This is a genomic window from Vibrio sp. 99-8-1 (assembly GCF_013114595.1).
Classification (GTDB): Bacteria; Pseudomonadota; Gammaproteobacteria; order Enterobacterales; family Vibrionaceae; genus Vibrio.
In genome coordinates, this window is the sequence record NZ_VTXE01000028.1 from 20823 (window position 1) to 44913 (window position 24091).

Sequence of the window (24091 nt, forward strand, 5' to 3'; positions counted from 1 at the left end):
TGATTTGTATTGAATCCTTATAAAACTTCTCTACAACATACCTCAGTTCTATAGTTTGAACTGATGAACCAAGTTATCTTGCTGCTGCGCGAGATCGGCCATATTGTTACTGACATCTGCTATCGTTGACATGGCCTGATGGCTTTCAGAGGCGATATGATTGATATCTTCTAGGCTTCGTGCAATATCAGATGTCGTTTCACTCTGCTCTAAAGCTGCTTGTGAAATATGGCTACTCATGTGACTTATTTCCAAAATCAGCGCTTGTATCTCTTCCATGGAACTATTGGCATCGGATGCTTGTGCCACGGATTGCTCCATATCACTCATACAACTTTCAATCACGGTACCAGCGGTTTGAGAACTGGACTGAAGGTTATTGATCATACCTTCAATTTCTTCCGTTGATTCCGTGGTTTTTTGCGCTAACACACGAACCTCGTCTGCGACTACCGCAAAACCTCTTCCTTGTTCTCCCGCTCGTGCCGCTTCAATTGCCGCATTCAGAGCCAGCAAGTTGGTTTGCTCTGCTATACCACGGATCACATCCAGTATCGAACCAATTTCGCTGCTCATGTTTTTAAGCTGAGAAACCGCCACAACAGATTCGTTTAAGCGACCTTCTAATTGATTGATGGTGGTAATATTTTGGTTCATAACTTGACGGCCAGTGTCAGACGCTTTTTCAACTTGTCTCACTTTTTCTAATGAGCTCTGAGCGCTTTGAGTGACTTCGGCAACGGAGTGCTCCATTTCGGTCATTGCCGTGGCAACATTTGCGGTTTGTTCTCGCTGATTATTTAACTTACTTTGCGCGTCATTTGAGGTGTTTTGATTATCACTCGCTGCTGCGGTTAAGTTAACAGAGGCATCGTTAAGCTTGACTAAAATTTGGTGAAGGTTGTTTGCTAAGCTGTTGATATGGTCGCTGACAAGGCCGAACTCATTATTATATTTGTTATCAATCCTTTTCGTCATATCTCCGCCAGCGAGGGCTTCCAGTGTCTCGAAGATACGGGCTAAAGGAGATCGAACACTGTGGGCAATGTGATAGCCGATACCTGACGCCAAAATAATCACAACCACGCCAAGAATAATCGCTTCTAGCATGCCGTTGTTATAAATGGTCTCGGCTTGTTCTAATGACTGCTCTAATTCTCCGGTAGCAACATTGTTGAACTCATTGAGTAATACCATGCCGTTATCAATTTTTGTCGCTAGGTTTTGAATGTTGGTGTAGAGATCATTTTTGGCCGTTAGGTAAGCAAAATGTTGATCAAGTACGCCGCCGGGCTTGCCAATATCTTGAGTAAATTGCGCGACTGAGTCATCGAACTTTCCTCGAATCGCCGGCACTTGTGTTAGTAAGCTATTAAATGCGTAGTTAAGATGAGAGACCGCTTTGGTGTTCTTCTCTACCGCTTGTTTTACGAATGCGGTATCACTACTTGCCAATGCGTCAGATGTGGCAATTTCAGCATCTTTTAGTTTAATAAAGTAGCTTTTTGCGACCAGTTTGACAGAGATACTCTTTTGACCCGCTACATACTCTTTCATACCGAGGTTTAGCTCAGAGGTGAGCTTCTGAAAACGGCGGACAGACTGTTGTACTTGCTCTTGATTCGAGAACATTTTTTGATAATTGTTCATCGCCTCTTGTGCTTCAGAAAAATATTGTTGCTCAAGTTGAGCCAGTTTTTCAATGTCATCACTTAATTGTGGGTAGGCTTTACTGGCCGTTTCAAGCTGAGTTGATATTTGTTGGTACTCTTTTTGAGCCGCAGAGAAACTACTTCTACTTTGCTCCATCCGTGCGGCGTCTTGTGTAGTCAGGAAGTCTTTAAAGGCTTTATCTGCGGATAATAACTGCACGCTAGTTTGATTGGAGAGAGAGACGAGTGGCAGTGATTGCTGAGTTACCGTACTGAATTTTGAATGGATATCATTGATTCCACCAAGCATGATAGTAATGGTTACTATAAACATAATGACAATAACTAAAAATCCAGCGTACATACGCTTGATTACCGAACCTTTCATTCTCTCTCCTCGCTTATAAAAAGCATAAAACAGCCAATGAGCTGTTTTAAATATGGGCTTTGAGCCCATTAATAAATGTTTACATCTTAGCTTCATTTCGGCGCGCATACTGAGATAGCTACCTCAAAACTAATGACAAATTCATGTGCTACATGAATTTTTCAGTGATTGAACACTGTTTTTAATTGTGATTTTTAGACCCTTCACGCATACTTAGCCGGATATAATTTCGCTGTAAGGAGCATAAAATGGCCGAAGAAACCATCTTTAGTAAAATCATTCGTAAAGAGATCAAGTCTGATATCGTTTATCAGGATGATTTGGTCACCGCATTTCGAGATGTCACCCCACGAGCTCCTAGCCACATTTTAATCGTACCCAATAAGCTTATTCCTACCATCAATGATATTGAGGAACAAGATGAGCTAACCATGGGACGTATGTTTACTGTGGCGAAAAAATTGGCCAAGGAAGAGGGCATTGATGAAGATGGCTACCGTTTAATCATGAACTGTAACAGTCATGGTGGACAAGAAGTTTACCACATTCATATGCACTTGCTTGGTGGCCGACCATTAGGCCCACTGCTGCTTGGTTAAATTTCAACAAAGATTAAAGAAAGAACTATGTTGAAAAATAAAGGCATAAAGCAAGTTGTTCGCTTCGCTTTTGTTGCATCTTCGGCTGCAGTCATTACCGCATGTTCATCAATTTCTGCTGGCAATCTATTTAGCCATTACAGTATGCAAAACAGCGCTGTATATAGAGCGGTTGAATTAGGTGATTATCAGCAGGCCGAGGATCTACTGCCTGACCTGGTGGGTGGCGATATCCTGGATAATATGGAAAAGGGCAGGGTAACCTTCTTAAACCAGTCTTATTCGGAGAGCAAAAGCTATCTTGAAAGCAGTGAATGGGCGGTAAGAAAACAGCAAGAGCAGGCCACCATCTCCATTAGTGAGAGTGCAAAAGATCTCGGCTCATTAGCCATTAATGATAATTTAAAAACCTACCATCCTGCTGACTATGAGCTTGGCTTTCTGCATCTCTATCTTGGCTTAAACTATCTGAAAGAGAATTCTCTTGAAGGCGCTTTGGTTGAAGTAAGAAAAGCAAACCAAGTACAAGAAAGAGCAAAAGCAGAACGTCAAAGTGAGCTAGAAGCGGCTGAAAACGAAATGAAGCAGAGTGGCTTAAGTCCCAATCTGGGGTCCATTTTAGCCAACTATCCAGATGCAGGAAGCTCACTACAAGCGGTTCAAAATGGCTATTTATTGTATTTATCCGCGTTACTTTATGAAACCGCAGGTGAGTTAAATAACGCCTATGTAGATTACCGTCGGGCTTTAGCGGTGATGCCAGAGAATCGTGAAGTAATAGACGGCACTATTCGTGTTGCGAAGTCTCTCGGAATGAGAAGTGATCTAGCTTTACTGACAAAAGAGTATGGAAATCGTCAGCGACTTGCGGATGGTCAGTCTAGAATTATAGTGATTGATGAACAAGGCGTTGTGTCCGCTAAACAGGGTTGGAAACAGTCTCTACCGGTATACTCCAATGGTGACTGGGCATACTACACTCTATCGTTGCCGTATTACCCTAACGCTGTTTCGCCACGATTTGCTACGCTTAAATTGGATAGTAAGGCATTTACTCATTCCAAATTGGTTAATGTAAATGTAATGGCACAACAAGATTTATCTGAACGCCTGCCAACTATATTAATTAGGCAAGCGCTAAGAGTGATCGCAAAAGAGCAGCTTCGTCGTGAGACGTCAAACAAGGATGATGTTGGTAATTTATTGATAAATGTATGGAATGTATTAACTGAGCAGCCGGACACTCGGGGCTGGCAAACCTTACCTGCCAATGTATATAGCAGCAGTTCGGTGGTTGCCGCTGGCAAGCATACACTCAGTTATGCTGATAATATTTATCCGATTACTACGGAACCCAATCAAACCACACTTGTCTGGTTATCTAGGCAAGGAAACAGTTCAACCATTTGGCATAAACAGCTGGGGAATCTTCAATGAAAAAAATTACGCTGATTTTTTTGTTTACGGTGGCATTAATAGGTTGTGCTAAAAATACCGCTGGATTAAGAGTCGATGGCGATTCTCAAAACGTTATGTTTGGAGATAGCGTACTCGGTGGGCGTGTTGCGATTGATAATATTGCGACGGTTGATGTCGAAAATCACGCCCGAGGTATTGTTACGCTCACAAGCCAGTACAAAGCAGATTTACATGTTCAATATCGGTTTTACTGGTATGACAATCAAGGTTTAGAAGTGAACTCTAAACAGAGTGCATGGAAACAACAAATTATTCGAGGCTTCGAAACTATTTCAATATCGGAGGTCTCAATTAACCCAAATGGCAAACAATTCCGCGTTCAAATTCGCCAAGCAGATAAATAAGGAATCAAAATGAAAAAAGGTGTTATTGCTCTTTTAGGCTTAGCTATGATTTTAGGTGGCTGTTCAACTAAGGTAAGTTACGGAGATGCGCAAGAAGCGGAAACCACCACCATTGATTTTGGCTCGACTGATTTACAAAAGATTGCCGCAGAAATGACAGATAGCATGCTGATGTCTGGCTCTGTTGCGGCGATTACACGAGATAATCGTCCTATCGTTTTTGTTGAACGTATTAAAAACAAAACCAGTGAACATATCGATACTGAGTCAGTAACAGATACCATTAGTACTAAGATGCTTAACTCAGGCAAGTTTCGTTTTGTAGATATGGACCGTGTTGAGTCGGTACGTAAACAGCTTAACTTCCAAAACAATGATGAACTAGTGAATCAGAGCAGTGCTATTCAGTTTGGTAAAATGGTTGGCGCGCAATATATGCTGTATGGCAACCTAGCAAGCATTGTTAAGCAGACAGGCAGTAAGAAAGACGTTTACTATAAAATGACAATGCGTCTGATGGATCTAGAAAGTGGCTTAATTGAATGGGCAGATGAAACTGAGATTCGAAAACAGCAAGAAAAAAGTTTACTAGGCCTGTAACAGCGCGATTAGAAACTAGGGTCAACAGACCCTAAAAATAGAGGGAATTCAGTGGCTAAAATGTCATGGAATGAAGCGATATCGCTTGATGAAACGCTATTGTCACTGAATGACTTCTTTGATGCCCCACCATTAATCGCAGAAACATTGGCAGGAGGTTTGACTAACCGTTGCTGGAAAATAGTTTCTAGCGATAACAACAGTTATGTTTGGCGACCTGTCTCTTCCATATCTCACCGTTTTGCTATTTCTCGTGTTCGCGAGCAGAAACTGCTGGAATCATTAAAAGAGCATGACTTTGCTCCTGACCCCATCTATTTGAGTGATAAAGGCTTGCTAGTGGAGTGGTTGGAAGGAGATGTTAACCAGTTCCCTATGGGTGAAACTGAAATAATCGCTACGCTGTGTAAAATTCATTCCGTCAATATTACCAATAAACCTGTACCGTTATTTTGTTATACGGCAAAACTGGATGGTTACTGGTTGCAGTTAGAGAGTCACTACAAAACGCCGCAGTTGGAACAACTGTATACGAGATACAGAGCATTACCTACCATTCCTTCGGTAGAGCCAAGTTTGTGTCATCTCGATTTAGGGCAATATAATATGGTGATGACCAATCAAGGGATAAAAGTGATTGATTGGGAGTATGCTGGAGTGGCTGATCCAAGAATGGATTTAGCCATGACGATAGATATTGCTGGACTGAACATGCCGCATGCGGTTGCGAGTTATTGCAAGTTACGTGGAATAGAAGAGATTGATCATTGGTTAACAGGGGTTAATCACTGGCAACCGCGCAATCAAACAATGGCACTGCTATGGTACTTACTCGCTTATCAGCTTTGGCAAGATGAGTGTTATTTGCTGGATGCTGAACGTTTGTTGTCAGTGCTTAGCGAACGAGTTATTGGTCGGTAGTGTGAAAGTGCTCGTACCTGATTTGGCTAGATGACGACACCTCGCAGCTAATGCCGAGTATAAAGCACCAGCAAACTGCTGCAAAAATCGTCTCGAACGGTCAACAGACCCTAGGACAATTATTAAAAAATGTGTGATAGCAGTTCACATTCTTATTAATCGTGGTAGATTTAAGCTAGGAATGGGGAGAAGTACAATGATTATATATTTACACGGATTTGATTCAACAAGCCCTGGCAATCACGAGAAAGTATTACAACTTCAGTTTATCGATCAAGATGTAAGATTTATAAATTACAGTACCTTACACCCTAAGCATGATATGCAACATTTACTTAAAGAAGTGCACAAAGCAATTGAGGCATCAGATGATCCGCATCCAATTATTTGTGGTGTTGGTTTAGGCGGGTATTGGTCAGAGAGAATTGGTTTTTTATGTGGTATTAAGCAAGTTATATTTAACCCTAATTTGCATCCAGAAACTAATATGCAAGGTAAGATTGATAGGCCAGAAGAGTATGAAGATATTGCCACCAAGTGTGTCGCGCAATATCGAGACAAAAACAGAGAGCAATGCTTGGTTATCCTATCTACTCAAGATGAAGATTTAGATAATAAAAAAGCACTGCAAGAGCTGCAAGAGTATTACCAAGTCATATGGGATGAAACTCAAACCCATAAGTTTAAAAAGATATCTCAGCATCTACAAACGATTAAAGCATTTAAGAACAACTAGTTCGCCGGTGGTTTGTTGCTGAAATATGGCAGATTAAGAATTGAAACCAGACTATATAGTCTGGTTTTTTTTGATCGGTACACTGTCGTACCTACCGTTATTTCCCACCCAATAAATGGTCACTCCCCGATTCGATATCTTATTAGTGACTGTCTGCTTAGTGACTGTCCGTTTTAATAGGCACCAAAATAAGTGGTTTTGTGATCTAACTCAATAAATGGTTGCGGTATACAATTTGCTGGCTATAATGAAAATTCAACTTTATTTGATTTATATCAATTTTAGTTGAATAAATAAGAGTGAGGAAAAAGTACTCACCCAGAAAAGTCAGGAACAGATTTATACCGTTTGATCTTGGATCAAACGTATCGAGATTTATCTTTAATTGGAGTGTTATATGACTCATATTGTTATTGTTGGCGGTGGCGCTGGTGGACTGGAGTTAGCCACAAAACTTGGCGATACATTTGCAAAAAAGAGCAGTGTAAAAGTCAGCTTAGTAGACAAAAATGCCAGCCACTTATGGAAACCTTTATTGCATGAAGTGGCTACGGGGTCGCTGGATGAAGGTGTGGATGCGTTGAGTTATCGTGCTCATGCTAAGAATCACGGATTTAATTTCAAATTAGGTAGCTTGGAACAGATCGACAGAGAGAAAAAGAGCATTACTCTGGGTGAGATTCGCGACGAACAGAACGCTTTATTGCTGCCAAAGAGGGAACTGAACTATGACATATTAGTCATGGCTCTGGGATCGACATCCAATGACTTTAATACTCCAGGGGTAAGAGAACACTGTATATTTTTAGACAGTCCAGAGCAGGCGCACCGTTTTAGAACACAGATGAACAATGAGTTTTTAAAGCTGCATGCCAAGTCAGGACAAGGCACTGTCGATATTGCGATTGTTGGTGCCGGTGCCACTGGAGTCGAGCTTTCTGCTGAGCTTCATAACGCAATAAAAGAGCTGCGTACTTATGGTTTCGGTGATCTGGACTCGAGTAAGTTAAATGTGAGCTTGGTTGAAGCAGGGGAGCGTATATTACCAGCACTACCAAGTCGAATATCTTCAGCCGCTCACCACGAACTAACAAAACTGGGGGTGAAGGTTCGTACTGCAACCATGGTAACCAAAGCTGATGAAAATGGATTGACCACCAAACAGGAAGAGTTTATTCCTGCCAGTATCATGGTATGGGCAGCAGGTATTAAAGCCCCAGACTTTATTAAAGACATTGCTGGACTGGAAACAAACCGAATTAATCAATTGGTTGTGAAAGATACTCTGCAAACCACCCGTGATGACGACATCTTTGTGATTGGTGATTTGGCACAATGTACCCAAGCTGACGGTTCATTTGTTCCTCCACGAGCACAAGCTGCACATCAAATGGCCAGTCAGGCATACAAAAACATCATCGCCAAGATGAATGACCGCGAGCTTAAGCCGTATCTGTATAAAGATCATGGTTCACTGGTGTCGCTAAGTCGATTCTCCACCGTTGGCAGCTTAATGGGCAACTTAACCAAGGGCTCGATGATGGTCGAAGGACGGATAGCTAGGGTGGTGTATATTTCTCTCTATCGCATGCATCAAATGGCGCTTCATGGCCTTATTAAGACATCATTAATGATGTTGGTGGGACGAATTAATAAGGTACTGAGACCCAATCTAAAGCTGCATTAATAGATGAAAAAGGTTGATGGGATGTTTTAATGCTGAAATGACGGCTTGAGGTTATTCAGGGATAATAGAAAAGACTAAACCATCTTTTGGTTGGCCCGAAAATATAAATCGATTTCGGGCTACTCCTTCTTCTACCGCACCACAACACCTAGCCACATTGTGGCTGGGCAGATTGTGTCGATCGCACACAATTTCTAGCCGGGTAAGGCCTATTTGATCAAAGGCCATTTCAACAATGGCATCAACCGCTTCTTTGGCATAACCACAATGTTGGTGTTGGTCGGCAACCCAGTAGCCTAAACTGGCCATATTGGATGTGATAAAGATTTCTGTTAACGCAACCATTCCTAAAAATCGGTCGCTATTTCGCTCAAAAATACCAAAGCCATAACTGCTGTTTTTTATCCAGTTTAGGCGGTTGGCAACAATAAATTCATGGGCCTCTTTGCTGTCAAAATGGTGGTGGCACCAGTCTAACCAAGTATGCAAAGACGCCGATGATGATACTTTTTCAGCAAATTGATGCGAGTCGCTATTGCGCAAAATTCGCAAGTGCAACCGTGAGGTAAATATCTCAAACTCAGGTGTCACGGCGGTTATTCCGCAGCGACACGTCTAACTTGAATGATGATTCCCATTAAAGGGTGATCAATATAGTGGGTTTCACTGCTTCTCATTCGACGTTTTTGATCAAGGCGATAGCTCTTTAAAAACTCTTCAACCTGAATGGTTGGCGAGATCTCTTCTAGGTTGCCAATTTGTACCGTGTCATTTGATTCCGATTCAGACAGCTCTATCTCTTTATCCTCGATAATCACATCTCTGACCCCTGGTGCTTTGAGATCGAGTTGTGCTTCTAAGAATAGGTAGTGCTGAACATAAACTTGAATAACACCATCTAATTCATAGAGAGGGTTGTCAATGGTCTGTTCTGTTAATGCATTACCATTTGCGTCTGTTAAATCTACAAATTGGATTTTTTGGCTGCCGTCTGGATTGAAGTCGTTTGAGTAGTCTTTTCCTGCTCTTACTCTAAATTTAGGTGCGGCAGATTTACCCTGATCACCTTGTCGCCATGCCTTATAAAACAGCACCTCAAAGCCAGCGTGTTTTGTTAGCTTCTCAAACTGCTCATTTAACTGATATTCGTTTGATGGCAACAGTGTCGCTTTTTTACCATTTAGGTAAGCGGAGTTTTGTAACGTGCCCGCTGTTGTGATATCTATTTCAGATAAACTGTTCGGCCATGTTTCATTGCTTTGCTCAGGATTCACCGCTCGCTTGAATATAATCATCTCAATATCAAATTGTCGCTCAGCTGCATAGCTAGGAGCAGCGATGATGACGAGTAGCAATAAGATCAGTTTTTTCATTTCAACTCCACAAAAGGCGCTGAGTGTTTGTCCGTTCAGCGCAATAATGATTATATGCTCACAATAAGAGTGCCAGTATACTTATTAAGCCGATTTTGGCATTCTATTTTGTTGAAACTGGCTAATTAAATCGGAAATAAAACCAATTCGTTCCCTTCTATCGATCAATGACGCCGATATCTTTAATTTGGTCGGCCCTTCCATCGAGTATCTATTAGGATGGTTCTGCAGCATTTTAACCAAGAACATAGGGTTAATGCCTGCATCCGGGTAAAACTCGATGTAGCCTCCTTTATCGTGTGCTTCTATTTTCTTAATATCTATCTGCCTAGCTTGCTGTTTTACTTCGTTGACAGACAGCAGGTTTTTTGTGGCGTCGGGCAAGGGACCAAATCGGTCGATCAGTTCCACTTTCATTTCCGCCAACTCATTGATGTCTTTCACACTGGCAATACGTTTGTACATAGATAGACGGGTATTTACATCAGGAATATAGTCATCTGGTAGCAGCGAAGGCAATCTCAACTCCACTTCTGTCTGCTCTTTTAACAGTTCATCAAGTGAAGGCTCTTTCCCCTCTTTTAGTGCTTCAACAGCTTGTTCCAACATCTCCATGTAAAGAGTAAAACCGATGGACTGAATTTGTCCGCTCTGTTCGTCACCCAGCAGTTCACCTGCACCGCGAATTTCTAAATCGTGGGTTGCTAAGGTAAATCCGGCGCCCAAATCTTCCAATGATGCAATGGCATCAAGACGTTTAATCGCATCTTTGGTCATGGCCTTTGGATGAGGGGTAAGTAAATAGGCGTAGGCTTGGTGGTGTGAACGGCCAACGCGTCCCCTAAGCTGGTGTAGCTGCGCCAAGCCTAAGTTATCAGCTCGATTCATAATGATGGTATTGGCGGTAGGAACATCAATACCGGTTTCAATAATGGTGGTACAGACCAACAAGTTATATCGTTGATGATAAAAGTCATTCATCACCCTTTCTAACTCACGTTCTCTCATCTGCCCATGAGCCGTGGTGACACGCGCTTCTGGTATAAGCTTTTCTAGATCAGCGGCCACCTTATCAATATTTTCTACTTGGTTGTGTAAGAAGTAGACTTGTCCACCGCGCATGATCTCCCTTAGAACCGCTTCGCGGACAACCGCATCATCGTTTTGACGGACAAAGGTTTTTATTGCTAATCGTCGGGCCGGTGGGGTAGCGATAATGGATAAATCACGCATACCGCTCATCGCCATATTAAGGGTTCTGGGGATAGGGGTTGCGGTAAGGGTTAAAATATCTACGTCGGCGCGCATGGCTTTGACTTTTTCCTTCTGACGAACGCCAAACCTATGTTCCTCATCCACTATTAATAGACCTAAATCTTTAAATTTAATGTCATTTTGCAGCAACTTATGAGTACCAATTAAGATATCCACTTTGCCGTCAGCAGTGTCTTGTAATATCTGCTTCTGCTCTTTTGCGGATTTAAAGCGAGACAATACCTCTACACGGATTGGTAAGTTGGCAAAGCGGTCACGAAAGTTCTCAAAGTGCTGTTGTGCAAGCAGGGTAGTCGGTACTAAGACCGCAACTTGTTTGTCATTATCTGTGGAGACAAATGCAGCGCGCATGGCCACTTCTGTTTTACCAAAACCAACATCGCCACATACTAGCCTGTCCATCGCTTTTGCTTGGCACATATCGGACATTACCGCATTGATTGCGGTAGATTGATCGTCGGTTTCTTCAAAAGGAAAGCTGGCTTTAAATGTGGCGTATTGTCCTCTATCTAGGGCAAATTTATAGCCCGGTTTTAGCTCTCGTTTGGCATACACATCTAATAATTCAGCAGCAACATCTCGGACTTTTTCGGCTGCTTTTCGGCGAGCTTTTGTCCATGATTCACCACCCAATTTATGAATGGGGGCGTTATCTTCTGCGCCACCTGAATAGCGGCTAATTAGGTTTAATGATGCAACGGGAACATAAAGTTTGGCTCCATCTTGATATTCAAGAGTAACGTATTCGGTGGTTAGTCCGCCCGCCTCTAGGGTTTGCAGGCCAATATAACGGCCAATACCATGATCAAGGTGTACCACAGGTTGTCCGGTTTTTAACTCAGCAAGGTGCCGAATTACCGTGTCGCTATTCACCGCTTTCTTATCTTTTCTGCGTCGCTGTATAACGCGATCACCGAGAAGGTCGCTCTCACATATAATGGCAAAATCGGGAGAGGAGTGAATGAAGCCGTGTTCAGCGGCACCTAAAATCATTGTGTGCTGATGTGAACTTGAAATCGCTTGGCCTAAATCGTCGCATTGTACGGGTTTAAGCTTAATCGCTTGCAGAAGCTCTAGCAGTGCTTCACGCCGACCCTCCGATTCTACAGAGAAAACAACCTTACCCTTGTAACTTTCAAGCAATTTACGCAGTGATGCTAAAGGCTCTTTATGCTTGTGTTGAACATGGAGCTCGGGCAGTGGCTCGATATTTGGATTTGTTCGCCCCGCTTTTGTCTTTGCTGCTTGGATGTCTAATTGAACTTGCGGCAAGTCTTTAAATAAGCCAAACAGTTCGTCTTTTTTCAGCCAGAGCTTTTCTGGCTCTAGCAGAGGCCTTAATGGATCTACCCGGCGTTGATCAAAACGGTAATCTACGTCGGTAAGAAACAGATCAACCGCCTCTTCAATCGCACCAACGGTTAGCAGTTGGCTGTTATCCGGTAAGTAGTCAAATAGCGTTTCAGTTGAATCAAAAAATAGGGGCTGCCAGTACTCTATTCCTGCTGGCCATGTCCCTTTAGTCACCTGCATATAGACAGATTCTGGTTCACGGCGTGCCTCAAATTGTTGACGCCAGCGGTTACGGAATTCGTCAATAGCCTCTTTTGAGGTTGGAAACTCATGCGCTGGAAGTAGGCGAATTTCATCAATGCTATCTATGGTTCGCTGACTTTCTGGATCAAATGTTCGTATGGTGTCGATTTCATCATCAAAAAAGTCGATGCGAAATGGGCTGTCGCTCCCCATAGGGAAGAGGTCAATAATAGAGCCACGACTGGCGTATTCACCCGGCCCAAACACTTGATCTACATGTCGATAGCCGGACTTTTCTAACTGTATGCGTAGTTTGTCCAGAGAGTAAAGGTCGCCTGCTTTCACCATAAGGGTGTGTTGCATCAAGAAATCTCGTGGCGACTGTCTTTGTAGTAAGGTGCTGACAGGCACGATGGTGATGCCAGAGCGTTGTGTTGGTAGTTGGTACAACTTGGCAATACGATCAGAAATAATGTCCTGATGAGGTGAAAAATTATCGTAAGGCAGTGTTTCCCAATCAGGGAATAACGACACGTCGTCAGCTGAGAATTGCGCGACTTCACTGAGTAATTTCAGCGCTAACTGAGGATCAGGGACCACCAGCAGAGTATGACCGCTATGTTGACCCGCCAGCTCTGCAATTGCTAGCGGTAGAGAGGAGCCCAGTAGATTACCGACGTGTTTTTTATCTCCCGCTTTACTAGGGGAGAGTAACGAGAATAGTTGTGTATTTATTGACATGTGATTTATTGGTTTTCGCGTTCTTTTGATCGTTGGCGTAATAGTTTCTGCTGTTGATAAAGTGCCGCTTTAATCAGCAAATCTTGATCAATATCTCTCAGCATGCAGTAACTTAATGTGGCTTCGTAACCTAACTCACTCTGTTGACAGTCAATCACTTTTGCATAGCAATAGATGGCAGCCGCAGGATGGTCTAAAAATAGTTTAACGCGAGCAAGTTGACCTACCTCGACTTCGTGCGGAGCAATATAAGTAAACTGGCTGGCGCCGAATCGTGTCGTAATGCTGCGAATGCTATCGTCATCTTGTTGAGATATCATAAAAGTAAGCAGCAAGTTTAATTTACTGTTTTGATGCTCTATGAGCTGTATTAAGTGTTTAAAGTCACTGTTCTTTAATTCGTTGATGGCACTTTCTGCCAGACTATCCACTTGGCTAAATTCGCTTGCGACGATGAATGGCGCTGGAATTTCAGAGGTGAAAATAGTTTCACTAGGCAAGGTAAATTCTGCATTTAGCAGTTCAACATTGACCGTCAGTTTATGGTGTACTGTGAAAAATTCTTGTTGATCCATACCTTGCTTCCTCGTTGCTCAACGGTGTGAGCAATAACAATATCCCCTTTAGCTACTTTAAGTGGTAGCAGTGCTCGCTAGTATCGGCAAACCTCTTTACGCTGTTCATGTGTTGAGGTCTTGCTTGTTTGCTGTTTAGCCGCATCATCAAGTAAGCTGGGGGTAATAATTCTGCCTTATAGAACTACTGATTATCGCTAACTAAACGCACATAGCAAGAAAAGTCACTTTTCAATGGCATAAATTCTTATATTTCTTGTCAATTCTACCAAATAAACCTACAAACAAGTCCTATTAACCGTTACATTAAAGGCTGATTTCTATTTGGTTTTTTTGTTTATGTATCATCCTGTTTCGGCTTATATTGGATTGCGTTACTTACGAGGACGCTCTGGTGATAGATTTAGTCGTTTTGTTTCTTTAATGTCGACAGCGGGAATCACCATCGGTGTTCTTTCTTTAGTCACAGTTCTATCGGTCATGAATGGTTTTGAAGCTCAGCTAAAAGGGCGAATTTTAGGTGTGTTACCTCAGGCCGTAGTTCAGCAAGCTGAACAAAAAACCGAATTGACCTCATCTCCTCCTGCCTTCTTGGCGGAGCTACCCTACGTGACCAAAGTTGCTCCTGTGGTTAGGAGTGAGGTGGTAATACAAAGCCCTGCGCAATTGTCTGCGGGAATATTGTTAGGTATTCAACCTCTAGATGATGATGTTATCGCGGATCGTCTTATTGGTGGTTCGATTTCTGATTTGCAAGCAGGAGAGTATCGGATTTTTCTCGGCCATACTTTAGCTCGAAGTTTAAAAGTCTCCATGGGGGATAAAGTTAGGTTGATGGTCACCAGCGCGAGTCAATATACGCCGTTAGGTCGTATACCTAGTCAGAGAAACTTCACCGTTGCAGGCATTTTTAATACCGGATCAGATGTTGATGCCCAATTGATTATTGGTCATATCCAAGATATTGGTCGATTAATGAAATTTAACAGTAAAACCGTATCGGGGTGGCGGCTCTATTTTGATGACCCATTTGTGGTATCGACCCTTGCAGAACATACTCTGCCAGAGGGGTGGCACTGGAGTGACTGGCGTGAACAGCGTGGTGAGCTATTTCAAGCGGTTCGCATGGAAAAGAATATGATGGGATTGATGCTAGGGCTGATTGTTGCCGTGGCGGCGTTTAATATTATATCAGCACTGATTATGGTGGTGATGGAAAAGCAGTCTGAAGTGGCGATTCTGAAGACCCAAGGATTGAAGCAGAATCAGGTATTGGCTATTTTTATGATTCAAGGTGCCAGTAGCGGCATCATTGGTGCCTTAGTTGGTGGTGTGCTTGGCGTATTGTTGGCATCGAACCTCAATGGCTTACTACAGTCAATGGGAGTTGCGCTATTTGCCATGGGAGGAGAACTTCCTGTCGTCATTGACCCTGTTCAAATTTTGTTTGTTATTTTATTGGCGATATTGCTCAGCTTATTTGCCACCCTGTTTCCTTCTTACCGCGCATCGTCGGTGCATCCTGCTGAGGCTTTAAGATATGAGTGATTTTTTACAATGCCGTTCAATATGTAAAACCTATCGTGAAGGTTCAATGGATACGGAAGTGCTTAAAGGGGTTAGCTTCTCCATTGATAAAGGGGAGCTGGTTGCGATTATTGGCACGTCGGGTTCAGGTAAAAGTACCTTGCTACATATTCTTGGGGCACTGGACCATGCAACAGAAGGGGATGTGTCGTTTTTAGGGCAGCAGTTGCATGCCTTATCTGCCAATAAACAAGCAAAGATCCGCAATAAGCATTTAGGCTTTGTGTATCAGTTCCATCACTTGCTTGCTGATTTTTCAGCGGTAGAAAATGTCGCTATGCCTCTACTTATCGGGGGAGAGAATGCGAGCCTTGCTAAGAAAAAAGCGACAGAGATGCTTGATAGAGTTGGTTTATCTCATCGCTTGTCACATAGACCTTCAGAGCTTTCTGGTGGCGAACGTCAACGAGTGGCGATTGCAAGGGCGGTGGTAAATAACCCTGATCTAGTCCTTGCAGATGAACCAACAGGTAATTTAGACCATAAAACAGCATTAGCCATTTATGATTTGATGAGAGCATTGAACGAAGAGTTTGGTACCGCTTTCTTAGTCGTGACTCACGATGGTGAATTAGCGGGGAAAATGGATCGTCAGTTGCATATGCAAGATGGCCTACTTGTTGCGAAAAATCCGCCTGTATCAACAGATGAACTTGGCTTAACCGACGATAAGGAGGATTAAGGTGTTTTCATCGCTCTCTTTTCTTATCGGACGTCGCTTTAGTGGCGCAAAACAGAGAAATAAATTAGTTTCATTTATCTCAATTTCTTCCACCATTGGTATCACTGTTGGTGTAGCGGTGATCATTATTGGCTTATCTGCGATGAACGGTTTTGAACGAGAGTTACAAAACCGAGTGTTATCTGTGATTCCTCATGGTGAGTTTGAAGGTGTTAAAGGTGGTATAGAGAACTGGCAACAGCTAGCTTCCACTGCCGAACAGCACAGCAATGTGGTTGCTGCTGCACCGTATGTTCGCTTTACCGCGCTAGCGGAAAAGGGACAAAAGATCAAAGCGCTTGAAGTTAGGGGAATTGACCCACAAAAGGAGATGTCGGTTTCAAACCTTAACCGCTATATTGACGAAGATGTGTGGCAAAACTTTAAAGCTGGGCAACAACAGATCATCTTAGGAAAAGGTATCGCAGATAACTTAGGCTTAAAGGTAGGGGATTACGTGACTTTATTGATTCCTGTTGCCGGCAGTTCAGTGACTAAGGTTCAAGCTCCAAAGCGACAACGAGTAAAAGTGAGTGGTTTGTTGAGTCTAGGAGGACAAATTGATCACTCATTGGCCCTTATTCCGTTACAAGATGCCCAGCAATATAGTCGTCTAGATAACAAAGTAACAGGGGTGTCTGTCAAAACGGATGATGTTTTTAATGCGCCGCTTATCGTTAGGCAAATCGGCAGTAACTTATCTGTGTATGTCTATTTAAAGAGTTGGAAGCAGAAATACGGCTTTTTGTATCGAGACATACAGTTAGTTAGAACAATCATGTATTTAGTGATGGTTCTGGTGATAGGGGTCGCCTGTTTCAACATTGTCTCTACGCTTATGATGGCGGTAAAAGATCGTGCGGCAGAAATCGCTATTTTACGGACCATGGGTGCCAGCGATGGTTTGATAAAGCGCGTGTTTATCTGGCTTGGGGTTCTTTCTGGTGTCTTGGGGAGTATTGTGGGAACAGTAATAGGTGTCGCGGTGGCTGCCAACCTGACGACATTAATATCGCTTCTGGAACGAGCGATTGGACACCAGTTTTTGTCGGGAGATATCTATTTTGTTGACTTTTTACCCTCCCAGGTGAATCTATCTGATGCCGTTATCGTCTCTTCTACAGCGATTATTCTTAGCTTGTTAGCGACTTGGTATCCTGCCAAAAAAGCCAGTCAGATGAATCCTGCATCAGTATTGAGTGCAAAATAACCTCAGTTTTCGCGGAGAATGTTTGTATTAATCGTTTTCCGAGAGAGATCTTATAACCGCGATACTAGCTCTGTCATTGCAGCGTCTTGCTGCAATGCAAGCTGAAATTCAGACATTCACTTCCAAATAGCCGTTACAAAAACGCTATCTTGATTTACGTTGCTGCCAGCTTCTGACGACTGAATAACGCCATAAACCTCGAATACCAAAATAGCCAATCGAAGCGCAGACGACGCCGCAAACTAAGCAGCCTAGTAAGAATGGAGGCCCAATAGTACTCATTTGATTGACAATAAAGTCCCAAGATACTTCGAAATGAAAATGTTGAGAAGGGGTGCGAAGTATGACGGCTCCTACCTTATAACAAAAGTAGAACATGATAGGCATGGTGATGGGGTTACTGACCCAAACAAGTGCAACAGCAAGAGGAAGATTCACACCCAGCGCGATTGCCATCCCAGCAGACATGATCATCTGACTTGGTAGGGGAACAAAAGCCATAAACAGACCAAGAGCGAAAGCTCCGGAAGCTGAGCGACGATTTAGACACCATAGATTTGGGTTATAAAGCAAATTACCAAATATTCTAAGTGCCTTTTGACGCTTGATGACTTCATGATCTGGCATGAAACGCTGTATTAACTTCTTTGGCATTGGGAAAAATGACTCTCTATTTTAACTACTGCAATCTCGTTATATTTACTGTTACCGCGTTCATCGCTTTATATGTTGGAATTCCTCCTGACTGGCGATGGTGGCTGGTTATCACGCTTATTCTCTTTGGCAGTATACGCATTCCTTCCCTGAGATGCTGCTATCCACTGTTACTCGCACTTGGGGTGATCTTATTCAATAATTATCTTTTTCAGAAAAAAATCGAAAATCTCTTCCAAGAAGGGGAAGATATTATCATAAATGCTCGTGTTGAAAGCTTTTTTGATCAAATAACTTACGGATATAAAAGTTTAATTAAAATATATGCCATAAACGGAAAGCAACTTCCGCTGTTATTTAGACCTCGTATACAATTCGTTTACCCGCAGAGTACACCACTTCGACTTGGTGAACACTGGAAACTCAAGGTTAAACTAACAGAGGTAAACGGAAGGTTAAATGAGGCAGGTTTTGATCAAGAAAAATACTTCCTAAGCCAAAACTGGCAAGCAAAAGGTGCGCTGCAGGCGTCAGCTGAAAACCATTTGTTAAAGCCATCGAACTCATATCGTCTCGTATTACATCAACGAATGCAGCAGCAGTCCCAGTTGTTACCTCAGCGAGCGATTTTAACCGCACTAAGTTTTGGTGACCGTTCTCAGATAAGCGATTCCCAATGGTTACAGCTTAAAAATAGCGGGTTAATTCATCTAGTGGCTATTTCGGGATTGCATATTGGTATGGCTTTCGTTTTTGGGTGGAAGTTAGGTGTTGCGATTCGCTGGGTATGTCCTCAGGGTTATTGGCTACCATTAGGCTGCGCAATGGTGTTGGCGTTAAGCTACTCGTGGTTAGCGGGGTTTAGTTTGCCGACGGTTAGAGCGCTACTTATGTGCTCTATATTGGCATTTTTCCACTTGCAACGTCTGCACTATAGCCAATGGTTTATCTTTCTGTTGACCTTGAATCTTCTGCTTGTTTTTGACCCATTGTCGCTATTGTCTATGAGCTTTTGGATGTCTTTCTCTGCGGTATTTGTTATTTATCTGATTTTAAGACTGCCATATGTCAATCAACAGTACGGATTCAATAAGTGGTTGAGGATTCAGTTGATCCTCTCTCTGGCAATGTTGCCTTTTACCATTCTGTTTTTTGATGGTATTAGCTTAATGGCACCCTTGTATAACCTTTGGTGCATTCCTTGGTTTACTTTCGTATTGATTCCATTGTTGTTTCTCTGCCTTTTTCTAACCATGATTTGCCCTGAAATATCCTCCGTTTTCTGGAATTTACTAGACGACTTATTAACGCCTGTAATGTTTAGTCTCCAATATGCAACATCGAGCTGGCTGACATTTCCCTGTGGTGTTGGGGTGAATTTACTGTTTATCGCTTTGTTATTTATTGTTCGCGGATTGCTAGGAAAGAAGCTGCATAACCTATTAGTTTTATCTAGCGTGAGTCTGGTTATGTTGAGTGGCAAAAATAGCGTTGATCACTCAGCCGTTCAGCCTTGGCAAGTGAGCATCCTTGATGTTGGACATGGGCTGGCAGTGATGATCACCAGTGGCGATAAAGTTGCTTTATATGATACGGGTAATCGGTGGGGGCAGGGCAGTATTGCTCAATCAGTGATTATTCCGGTTCTTATGAAGCGAGGCCATACAGAGATTGATACTCTGATATTAAGTCATCTGGATTCAGATCATGCGGCTGGCAAATCCATTGTAGAGCAGCAACTAAAACCGCAACATAAATATGCTAGTCAGTTGATGGCTGAATATCAGCCTTGCATTCAAGGTGTAACTTGGCAGTGGCAGCAGTTACAGTTTGCCGTGTTATGGCCGCCTAAACAGGTAATCAGAGCCTATAATCCTCACTCTTGCGTGATTAAAATTAGTGACGGGATCTCTTCTGTTTTATTAACGGGGGATATCACCACCATCAGTGAGTGGCTGTTGGTTCGTCAACCTGAACAGTTGCAAGCAGATGTCCTTTTGGTTCCCCATCACGGCAGTAACAGTTCCTCTTCCATGGCTTTTATTAACGCGGTATCGCCATCTGTTGCCATTGCTTCTGTGGCAAAGAATAATCAATGGCATTTGCCAAGTAGCGAAGTTAAAGCGCGCTATAGCCAAAACGGAACAAAATGGTTTGATACCGGCCAGTCCGGACAAATAAATATTGATTTTGATAACACAGGTTGGGTTTTATCGGAAATGCGAGCATCACAATCACTGGCTTGGTATAGGCAGATGCTTCGGAAGGGAGTAGAATAGACAGATTATTGTCCCAAAAATCAATGCACTTCTATGTCCGAACTACAAGATGAGACCACGCTAGCGACGTTTAAACGTTTGTGGACCTACATCCGAGACTATAAATCAGGTCTTATTGCTGCGGTTATCGCATTAATTGTTAATGCTGTTTCTGATACCTACATGATCTCTCTGCTGAAACCTTTACTTGATGAAGGTTTTGGTGACGTTGAAAGCGATTTTCTAAAGATTCTTCCTATTATTATATTTGTCGCCATGATGGTGAGAGGGGCGAGTGGTTTTGTCTCTACCTACTGTCTTTCATGGGTCTCGGGCAATGTGGTCATGCGAATGAGAAGAGCACTGTTCGACCACTTTATGCACATGCCTGTCAGCTTTTTTGATAAAGAATCTACAGGGGCATTACTGTCTCGTATTACTTATGATTCTGAACAAGTTTCTGCCGCAACGAGCCGGGCATTGGTGAGCATTGTTCGTGAAGGGGCGAGTATTGCAGGTTTGCTGGTATTGATGTTTTGGAATAGCTGGCAGTTATCATTGGTGCTGTTAATTATCGCCCCAGTGGTGGCTATTGCTATTGGTGTCGTATCGAAACGATTTAGAAAAATTTCTAAAAGCATCCAAACGGCAATGGGAGTGGTAACGACTTCATCAGAGCAGATGCTTAAAGGCCATAAAGTGGTGCTGAGTTATGGTGGTCAAGATGTTGAGCGTTCGCGATTTGATACCGTGAGTAATAAGATGCGTCAGCAATCGATGAAGCTGGTTGCTGCTCAAGCGATGGCGAACCCAATTATTCAACTGATCGCTTCTATTGCATTGGTTGTTGTGCTCTACCTTGCCAGTATCGATGAAATTAAAAATACCCTCACTCCCGGAACCTTTGGTGTGGTGTTCTCTGCTATGTTTGGTTTAATGCGTCCGTTAAAAGCATTGACCAATGTAACCTCAGATTTCCAACGAGGAATGGCCGCAAGCCAGACGCTATTTGCGCTGATGGATCTTGAAACAGAAAAAGATACAGGAACATATAAAACAGACAAAGCTGAAGGGTTAGTGAGTGTTGAGGATGTGACATTTACCTATTACGGCAGTGAAAAACCGGCGTTGAAAAAAGTAACTTTCGATATTCCTGTTGGAAAAACCGTCGCTCTGGTAGGGCGATCCGGTTCAGGTAAGAGTACCATCGCCAACCTATTTACCCGATTTTATGATGTGGATTCGGGAACCATTAGCCTTGATGGTAAGAACATCCGAGAGTTTGAATTGACAAATTTACGTAGCCACTTCGCGTTAGTTTCGCAAAACGTACATCTGTTTAATGACACTATCGCCAATAATATTTCATATGCAGCAACGGAAAAATACAGCCGAGAGCAGATAGTAAAGGCGGCTGAGTTGGCTCATGCCACTGAATTTATTAATGAAATGGAAGATGGTTTTGATACCATTATTGGCGAGAATGGCGCTAGCCTTTCTGGTGGACAAAGACAGAGAATCGCTATTGCTAGAGCACTGTTAAGAGATGCATCGGTACTGATTTTAGACGAAGCGACATCGGCGTTGGATACTGAATCAGAAAAAGCGATTCAATCTGCTTTAGCCGAATTGCAAAAAGATAAAACAGCGCTGGTTATTGCTCACCGTCTCTCAACGATTGAACAGGCGGATGAAATATTGGTTATTGACGACGGTGAAGTGATAGAACGTGGTGCACATAAAGAGTTGATTGAAAATGATGGTGCCTATGCTCAGCTTTACCGAATTCAGTTTGGTGAATAGACACTATGGTAGAAAAGATATGGTTTGAGAATCATTTTCTATCTCGGCTATTGTGGCCTCTATTATGGCCATTAAGTCAGATTTTTAGACGCATTAGTCTCTATCGACGTAAGCAGTTTTTGCTTAATAGCGATCACGCTTTTCGCGCTGATGTTCCTGTGGTGGTGGTGGGTAACATTACCGCCGGGGGGAATGGAAAAACACCCGTCGTGATATGGTTAGTCGAGCAGTTGCAAAAGCAGGGGCTCAAGCCGGGTGTTGTTTCTAGGGGTTATGGAGCCAAAGCCGACCAGTATCCGTTGGTTGTTGACGCGTCAACTTCGACCAAAGCTTGCGGCGATGAACCAAAGCTTATTTTTGAAAGAACCAAAGCACCAGTAGCGGTTGACCCAAAGCGAGCGAATGCAGTCAAAGCGTTAGTAGCGCAAGGTGTTGACATTATTATTACTGATGATGGCTTGCAACATTATGCACTGGATAGAGACATAGAGTTGATTGTGGTTGATGGTGCAAGACGGTTTGGTAATCAAGCTTACATTCCTTTAGGGCCACTTCGAGAAGGTACAGAACGGTTAGCCAGCGTTGATTTTGTTATTACCAATGGCGGCACAGCAGAGACGGGCGAAATGCCAATGTCTTTGCAACCGGGTTTAGCGGTTAATTTGGTGACAGGAGAAAAGATCTCAGTAACTGAGTTAGAGAAGTTAGTGGCATTTGCAGCAATTGGTCATCCTCCTCGTTTCTTTAATACCTTAAACTCGATGGGCGCCGAGCTGATAAAATCACAGGGATTTCCTGATCACAAAGATGTTGAGCTTGCTGAAATCGAAGCTTTAGAAAGAATTGGAAAACATGTCATCATGACAGAAAAAGATGCTGTTAAGTGTGTTGGTTTTGCAAAGCGAAATTGGTGGTATCTACCGGTTTCCGCTTGTTTTACTGACGCAGACCAACAGCAAATCATTAAAAAAATATTAGATGTTAGGAAAGAGTATGGATCACCGTCTACTTGAGATTGTTGCCTGTCCTGTCTGCAAAGGCAAATTAACCTTTGATGCTGAGAATCAAGAACTGATCTGTAAATTGGATCGACTGGCTTACCCTATTAAAGAGGGGATTCCTGTGCTGCTTGAGTTTGAAGCGCGTTCAATCAACATGAATGAGGCTCGATAATGTCATTTACAGTGGTCATTCCTGCACGATATCAATCGTCTCGTTTACCGGGTAAACCGTTAGCGGATATTGGTGGAAAACCGATGATCCAATGGGTTTATGAACAGTCGGTAAAGTCGGGAGCTCAACAGGTAATTATTGCCACTGATGATAAACGCGTAGAGCAGGCCGCCCTGTTGTTTGGTGCGACGGTTTGTATGACCTCTTCTGCTCATGAATCTGGAACAGAGCGATTGGCAGAAGTGATTGAAAAAATGCAGATTGATCGTCAGCACATTATCGTTAATGTTCAAGGTGACGAGCCGCTTATACCTCCCGCTATTATTAAGCAAGTCGCAGATAACTTAGCCAGTAGTGATGCGCCAATGTCTACCCTTGCGGTTGAAATTGAACATCAATCTGAGGTGTTTAATCCAAATGCCGTTAAAGTGGTGACAGACAAAGAGGGCTATGCGTTGTACTTCAGTCGTGCTTCTATCCCTTGGGACAGAGATAATTTTGCTACTGAAAACAAAAAAGTCGCGCAACCACTATTAAGGCATATCGGAATCTATGCTTATCGCGCTGGTTTTATAAATACCTACATTAATTGGCAACCAACCGCTTTAGAGAAAATCGAATGCTTAGAGCAGTTGAGAGTGCTTTGGCATGGTGAAAAAATCCATGTTGATGTGGCTCTAGAGTCTCCTGCGGCAGGAGTCGATACTCCTGAAGATCTTGAGGCGGTAAGAGAGATTGTCGCCAAGTTATAGAAAAGAAAGGGCTAACCTATGTTAGCC

General features: G+C 42.8%; 21 protein-coding genes. 15 read left to right on the plus strand and 6 right to left on the minus strand.

Annotation, left to right across the window (positions count from 1 at the left end):
• Positions 1-48: 48 nt before the first annotated feature.
• Complete coding sequence (locus tag F0227_RS15310) at positions 49-2040, minus strand: methyl-accepting chemotaxis protein (protein WP_171754118.1); 1992 nt, start codon at positions 2038-2040, stop codon at positions 49-51.
• Between the two features lie 248 nt (positions 2041-2288).
• Here F0227_RS15310 and hinT point away from each other — a divergent pair, with 248 nt between their 5' ends.
• From hinT to F0227_RS15345, 7 genes are all read left to right on the plus strand, one after another.
• The gene (gene hinT / locus F0227_RS15315; RefSeq protein WP_171754119.1) at positions 2289-2639 is read left to right on the plus strand and encodes a purine nucleoside phosphoramidase; all 351 of its coding nucleotides are present in this window, start codon (positions 2289-2291) and stop codon (positions 2637-2639) included.
• A 27-nt stretch (positions 2640-2666) separates the two neighbouring features.
• The gene (locus F0227_RS15320; protein WP_171754120.1) at positions 2667-4076 is read left to right on the plus strand and encodes a hypothetical protein; all 1410 of its coding nucleotides are present in this window, start codon (positions 2667-2669) and stop codon (positions 4074-4076) included.
• Positions 4073-4462, plus strand: a complete 390-nt coding sequence (locus F0227_RS15325; protein WP_171754121.1) for a DUF1425 domain-containing protein — start codon at positions 4073-4075, stop codon at positions 4460-4462. The genes F0227_RS15320 and F0227_RS15325 overlap by 4 nt, the downstream gene beginning before the upstream one ends.
• 9 nt (positions 4463-4471) lie before the next feature.
• Complete coding sequence (gene lpoB, locus F0227_RS15330; RefSeq protein WP_171754122.1) at positions 4472-5062, plus strand: penicillin-binding protein activator LpoB; 591 nt, start codon at positions 4472-4474, stop codon at positions 5060-5062.
• A 60-nt stretch (positions 5063-5122) separates the two neighbouring features.
• Positions 5123-5983, plus strand: coding sequence for a phosphotransferase (locus F0227_RS15335; protein WP_253822118.1), 861 nt, complete (start codon positions 5123-5125; stop codon positions 5981-5983).
• A 196-nt stretch (positions 5984-6179) separates the two neighbouring features.
• A complete protein-coding gene (ycfP, locus tag F0227_RS15340) occupies positions 6180-6719 on the plus strand; it encodes an alpha/beta hydrolase YcfP (protein ID WP_171754124.1) in 540 nt (179 codons plus the stop codon).
• 397 nt (positions 6720-7116) lie between these two features.
• On the plus strand, positions 7117-8406 hold the full coding sequence (locus F0227_RS15345; RefSeq protein WP_171754125.1) for an NAD(P)/FAD-dependent oxidoreductase: 1290 nt from the start codon (positions 7117-7119) through the stop codon (positions 8404-8406).
• 51 nt (positions 8407-8457) lie between these two features.
• Here F0227_RS15345 and F0227_RS15350 read toward each other — a convergent pair whose 3' ends face one another.
• The 4 genes from F0227_RS15350 to F0227_RS15365 form a co-directional block, all read right to left on the minus strand.
• The gene (locus F0227_RS15350) at positions 8458-8997 is read right to left on the minus strand and encodes a GNAT family protein (RefSeq protein WP_171754126.1); all 540 of its coding nucleotides are present in this window, start codon (positions 8995-8997) and stop codon (positions 8458-8460) included.
• A 5-nt stretch (positions 8998-9002) separates the two neighbouring features.
• Positions 9003-9779: a peptidoglycan binding protein CsiV gene (locus F0227_RS15355; protein WP_171754127.1), complete on the minus strand. Its 777-nt coding sequence runs from the start codon at positions 9777-9779 to the stop codon at positions 9003-9005.
• Positions 9780-9863: 84 nt separating this feature from the next.
• Entirely contained in the window at positions 9864-13331 is a 3468-nt protein-coding gene (gene mfd, locus F0227_RS15360) for a transcription-repair coupling factor (protein ID WP_171754128.1), read from the minus strand.
• Between the two features lie 5 nt (positions 13332-13336).
• Positions 13337-13906: a PilZ domain-containing protein gene (locus tag F0227_RS15365; protein WP_171754129.1), complete on the minus strand. Its 570-nt coding sequence runs from the start codon at positions 13904-13906 to the stop codon at positions 13337-13339.
• Between the two features lie 339 nt (positions 13907-14245).
• Here F0227_RS15365 and lolC point away from each other — a divergent pair, with 339 nt between their 5' ends.
• The 3 genes from lolC to lolE are packed head-to-tail and all read left to right on the plus strand — an operon-like array spanning position 14246 to position 17424.
• Positions 14246-15454, plus strand: a complete 1209-nt coding sequence (gene lolC, locus F0227_RS15370) for a lipoprotein-releasing ABC transporter permease subunit LolC (RefSeq protein WP_171754130.1) — start codon at positions 14246-14248, stop codon at positions 15452-15454.
• Positions 15447-16175 (plus strand): lipoprotein-releasing ABC transporter ATP-binding protein LolD, encoded by a 729-nt coding sequence (lolD, locus tag F0227_RS15375; RefSeq protein ID WP_171754131.1) that lies wholly within the window; start codon positions 15447-15449, stop codon positions 16173-16175. Before lolC ends, lolD begins: the two co-directional genes overlap by 8 nt.
• Before the next feature lies 1 nt (position 16176).
• Positions 16177-17424 carry a lipoprotein-releasing ABC transporter permease subunit LolE gene (lolE, locus tag F0227_RS15380; RefSeq protein WP_171754132.1) on the plus strand — a complete coding sequence of 416 codons (1248 nt, stop codon included), beginning with the start codon at positions 16177-16179 and terminating at the stop codon, positions 17422-17424.
• A 144-nt stretch (positions 17425-17568) separates the two neighbouring features.
• Here the strand turns inward: lolE and F0227_RS15385 are convergent, their stop codons facing one another.
• The gene (locus F0227_RS15385; RefSeq protein WP_171754133.1) at positions 17569-18078 is read right to left on the minus strand and encodes a DUF2062 domain-containing protein; all 510 of its coding nucleotides are present in this window, start codon (positions 18076-18078) and stop codon (positions 17569-17571) included.
• An 8-nt stretch (positions 18079-18086) separates the two neighbouring features.
• On the opposite strand from F0227_RS15385, the gene F0227_RS15390 reads away from it, so the two are divergent.
• Genes F0227_RS15390 through kdsB form a run of 5 tightly spaced genes read left to right on the plus strand, consistent with a single transcriptional unit; the run spans position 18087 to position 24064 of the window.
• Entirely contained in the window at positions 18087-20357 is a 2271-nt protein-coding gene (locus tag F0227_RS15390) for a DNA internalization-related competence protein ComEC/Rec2 (RefSeq protein WP_171754134.1), read from the plus strand.
• A gap of 33 nt (positions 20358-20390) precedes the next feature.
• Positions 20391-22139, plus strand: coding sequence for a lipid A ABC transporter ATP-binding protein/permease MsbA (gene msbA / locus F0227_RS15395; RefSeq protein ID WP_171754135.1), 1749 nt, complete (start codon positions 20391-20393; stop codon positions 22137-22139).
• A gap of 5 nt (positions 22140-22144) precedes the next feature.
• The gene (gene lpxK, locus F0227_RS15400; protein ID WP_171754136.1) at positions 22145-23152 is read left to right on the plus strand and encodes a tetraacyldisaccharide 4'-kinase; all 1008 of its coding nucleotides are present in this window, start codon (positions 22145-22147) and stop codon (positions 23150-23152) included.
• Positions 23133-23312, plus strand: a complete 180-nt coding sequence (locus F0227_RS15405; RefSeq protein WP_171754137.1) for a Trm112 family protein — start codon at positions 23133-23135, stop codon at positions 23310-23312. Before lpxK ends, F0227_RS15405 begins: the two co-directional genes overlap by 20 nt.
• Positions 23312-24064: a 3-deoxy-manno-octulosonate cytidylyltransferase gene (gene kdsB, locus F0227_RS15410; protein WP_171754138.1), complete on the plus strand. Its 753-nt coding sequence runs from the start codon at positions 23312-23314 to the stop codon at positions 24062-24064. Before F0227_RS15405 ends, kdsB begins: the two co-directional genes overlap by 1 nt.
• The last annotated feature ends 27 nt before the right edge of the window (positions 24065-24091 follow it).